Source organism: Pantoea sp. CTOTU49201, assembly GCF_032054795.1.
Taxonomy (GTDB): domain Bacteria; phylum Pseudomonadota; class Gammaproteobacteria; order Enterobacterales; family Enterobacteriaceae; genus Pantoea; species Pantoea symbiotica.
In genome coordinates this window covers 1-3,140 of record NZ_DAMBSA010000486.1, presented here as the reverse complement: position 1 = coordinate 3,140, position 3,140 = coordinate 1, and the positions used below count along the sequence as shown (strand labels likewise).

Genomic DNA, 3,140 nt, shown 5'->3' with positions numbered 1-3,140 from the left:
CCCCAACTGATGGCGCGTTCTGCCATTTCAAGATTCACTGCCAGAAAACCGGCCGCTTTTCCTGCGCTGCGGATGCGTTTAATGCTGTGCTCAATCACCTTCTGCACTTCAGGATGCGCTGCATTATCGGGAAAACCTAATGAGGCGGATAAATCTGCCGGGCCAATAAATATCCCGTCAACACCTTCTACTTCCAGTAACGCATCCAGATTATCAATCGCCGTTTTGCTTTCGGCCTGAATCAACAGGCACAACTCTTCATTGGCGCGCGCCATATAATTTTCCACGCGCCCCCAACGTGCCGCCCGCGCCACGCCAGCACCAACGCCACGCGTACCGTAAGGCGGATAGCGCGTCGCCAGCACCAGCGCTTTTGCCTGCTCGGCGCTATCGATCATCGGTACCAGCAAGGTGCGCGCACCGATATCCAGCACCTGCTTAATCAGTGCGGTCTGGAATTCAACCGGGCGAATCACCGGCTGGCTACGATAAGGCGCAACCGCCTGCAATTGATGATAGAGATCCTGCACGGTATTCGGGGCGTGTTCGCCATCAATCAGTAGCCAGTCGTAGCCGCTGGTGGCGGCAATTTCGGCCAGATACGACGAGGTACTGCTCAGCCACAAGCCAATCTGCGTTTCACCTTTAGCCAATCCGGCTTTGAAAGGATTTTTTAATGGGTCCTGCATAGCTTCTCCTTACTTAATGACTTGGCTGCTGAGAGTGCGGCAACTGACGCTCCACTTTCAGGCTGAGGATAATGAGTGAACCGATGGCGGCAATCAGCGCCAGCGCCAGCAATCCGGCGGCGCTGCTGTTAAATTGCATCTCGGCATTTACGCGAATCAACGGCGCGAGGAAGCCACCCACAGCGCCAAACAAGTTAACGAAGCCGATGCCTGCCGCCAGCGCGGTACCAGAAAGCAGCTGCGTCGGCATGGTCCAGAACACCGGCTGCACGGCGATAAAACCCACCGCCGCGACGCTAAGCGCGATGATGGCCAACAGCGGCGAAACCAATCCGGACAAACCAATCCCGACAGCCGCCGCCAGCAAGGTGAACGCCGCCACCCGGCGACGCTCGCCGCTGCGATCGGAATAGCGCGGAATCAGCCAGGTGCCAAACAGCGCCGCAACCCACGGAATCGCCGCCACCAGCGAGGCGAGGAAACCGACTTTGGTACCCAACAGCGCCGCCACTTGCGATGGCAGGAAGAAGATCAGCCCATATACCGCAATCTGGATGGTCATGTAGATGATGGCGAGTTGCCAGACGCGACCATTGCGCAGCGCATCACGCAGTTGTGACGTCGGCTTTTGCTGCTCTTCGCTGTCCAGCTGACGTTGCAGCGCCTGCTTCTCCTCTGCGCTGAGAAAACGCGCTTTTGCCGGCGTGTCGTCGATATAGCTGAAGGTGAAAACTCCGGCCGCCACCGCCAGCAATCCTTCAATGATAAACATCCAGAACCAGCCGGGATGACCCAGTACGCCGTGCATTTCCAGCAGTGCGCCAGAAAGCGGTGAACCCAGCGTCAACGCCAGCGGCGCGCCCATATAGAACAGCCCCATTACGCTGGCGCGCTGCTGCTGCGGGAACCACAGCGAGGTGAGATAAATCATGCCGGGGAAGAAACCCGCCTCAGCAGCGCCGAGCAAGGTGCGCACCAGCAGGAATTTAGCTTCGGTATCTGCAAATGCCATCGCCGCCGAAAGAAATCCCCACAGCAGCGTGGTGCCGCCAATCCAGCTGCGCGCGCCAAATCGCTTCATCAACAAATTAGCCGGTACGCCGAGCAGCGCGTACACCACAAAGAAGATTCCGGCACCTAACGCGTAAGCTTCATTACTCAGGCCGGTATCAAGTTGATACGCCTCTTTAGCGAAACCGATGTTGGCGCGATCCAGAAACGCCAGCACGTAGAGCATCAACATGAAAGGAATAAGACGTGCGCGGTTCTTTTTAACCGCACTTAACACCAGATTATCCATGGTAAAACCCTCACGCACGGCTGCGACTCCTCGCCGCAGCCGCTGCGATTAGTGTTGATAAGGACGCTTCAGTCCATCGCGATTCAGTTCCACGCCGAAGCCCGGTTTATCCAGCACCGATTTGTGCATACGACCGTTGACCGGCACCGGTTCGTTGATCAGCAGCGGATCAAACTGCGGGCGCAGCGAGCTGCAATCCGGGCTGGTCATCAGGAATTCACTGAACGGGCTGTTGGTGAAGGTGATCACCGCGTGATGCGAGTAGACCGAAGAGCCATGCGGCACCACTAGCTGGCCGCGTGATTTCGCCAGCGCCGCTACCTCAACCAGCGTAGTCAGGCCGCCGCACCAACCCACATCCGGCTGCAGAATATCGATGCCGGTTTCTGCCAGCGTGCGGAACGATTGCAGCGTGCCGTGATGTTCGCCGCTGGTGATTAACATGCCCTGCGGCGCTTGCTGTTTCAGCTGGGCGTATCCTTCGAACTGCTGCGGCGGCAAACACTCTTCCAGCCACTTGACGTTATAAGGTGCGCAGGCGTGCGCCAGTTTGGTGGCGAAATTGACGTCCTGACTCATCCAGCAATCGAGCATCAGCCAGAAATCCGGGCCGCAGGTTTCGCGATAGTGAGCGATGCGTGCCACCTCTTTACGGATGCCTTCATCGCCATCATGCGGTCCCCACTGCACCGCCATTTTGCCGCCGATAAAGCCCATCTTCTGCGCCAGATCCGGACGCGCGCCGGTGGCATAGAACTGCAGTTCATCGCGCACCGCGCCGCCCAGCAGTTTGTAGACCGGCAGATCGGTGACTTTGCCAAACAGATCCCACAGCGCCAAATCGACACATGAAATGGTGTTCATCACCAACCCGCCCGATCCGGCGTAGTACATGGTGGCGTTCATCATCTGGTCGTGAATCAGTTTGATATCGCTAACGCAGCGCCCTTCGAGGAAACGATTGAGATGCTTTTCCACGATGAAGCAGCCCATTTCGCCACCGGTGGTAATGGCGAAACCGGTTTGACCGTTATCGGCTTCAACTTCCACGATCAGCGTGCCTAACACGTTGATGCCAAAGGATTGACGCGACTGCTCATACTGTTTGTATTTGCTCATTGGCGTGGCGACGTGGTCGTCAATCCAGTGAT

3 protein-coding genes are annotated in these 3,140 nt (G+C 57.3%); all 3 read right to left on the bottom strand.

Features of this window, described 5'->3' with window-relative positions; all coding sequences use genetic code 11:
- The coding region (yfaU, locus tag RTY00_RS22600) for a 2-keto-3-deoxy-L-rhamnonate aldolase (protein ID WP_312666384.1) at nucleotides 1-689 on the bottom strand (689 nt) is incomplete at its 3' end.
- Nucleotides 690-702: 13 nt separating this feature from the next.
- Nucleotides 703-1,989, bottom strand: a complete 1,287-nt coding sequence (locus tag RTY00_RS22595) for an MFS transporter (protein WP_312666386.1) — start codon at nucleotides 1,987-1,989, stop codon at nucleotides 703-705.
- 48 nt (nucleotides 1,990-2,037) lie between these two features.
- Nucleotides 2,038-3,140 (bottom strand): L-rhamnonate dehydratase (gene rhmD / locus RTY00_RS22590; protein WP_312666382.1); only part of this gene is annotated, 1,103 nt, incomplete at its 5' end.